1 protein-coding gene is annotated in these 982 nt (G+C 38.4%); it reads right to left on the bottom strand.

From position 1 onward, the window contains the following. The coding region (locus ACYVTD_RS14000; RefSeq protein ID WP_461248337.1) for an ATP-binding protein at window positions 1-981 on the bottom strand (981 nt) is incomplete at its 3' end. Between the last annotated feature and the right edge of the window lies 1 nt (window position 982).

Genomic DNA, 982 nt, shown 5'->3' with positions numbered 1-982 from the left:
GATTAAACCAAGCCCTGTACCGCCGAATTTTTTTGCTATGCTGATGTCGGCTTGATTAAAAGCCGTAAAAAGTTTTTCCTGCTGTTCCTGCGAAATCCCTATACCGCTGTCAGTTACTTCTACTTTGATGGTAATTTCATCGTCTTTTTCCTCCAATTTTTCCGCGCCCAATGTTATTTTGCCGTTTTCAGGAGTGAACTTTATGGCGTTAGTCATTAAATTGTTAATAACTTGCGCCAGCCGTAATTCGTCGCTTATTACAAAAGACGGAATATTAGAGTCTATATTAACTATAATATCCTGATGTTTCTCTTTGGCGCGTATGCTTGTTACATCAATAATGTTGGTTATCATCTTTCCAAAATTAAATTCAGTGTCGGAAAGTTCAAGTTTATTCGCTTCAATTTTGGACATATCAAGAATATCGTTAATAACGCCAAGTACGATTTTTGCCGCGTTAGCCGCTTTTTCAAGATAAAGTTTTATCGCCCCAATGTCGTTTTCTTCGGCTGCTATGTTTATCATGCCTATAACGGCGTTTAACGGAGAGCGTATTTCGTGGCTCATGTTGGAAAGGAAGTCCCCCTTGGCTTGAGATGCATTTTCCGCCTTAAACTCCGCCGCTTCGCGCAGTTTGACTTCTTCTGTTTTTAACTTAAGCAGATGTTTAATTTCCATTTCTTGTTCAAAAGAAGACAGATGTGTTTTTATATGTTGCAACAATAGATGACCGTAAAAAGGTTTGTGTATGTAATCAATAGCGCCCAATTTTAAACCTTCTATCTCGCTTTGCGCGTCAACCATTGCGGAAAGGAAGATAATTGGTATTTCACTGTATTCAGGATTACTTTTTAATTTTTTTGCCGCTTCATAGCCGTTCATTTCCGGCATCTCCACGTCAAGCATAATTAAATTGGGTTTAATGTGTTCCAATAGTTCAAACATTTTTGCGGCGGAAAGACATGGATATACTTCGTATATG

Source organism: Treponema sp. R6D11 (assembly GCF_054786075.1).
Note: the sequence above shows the minus strand (reverse complement) of the source record. Positions and strands in the feature narration are given on the sequence as shown.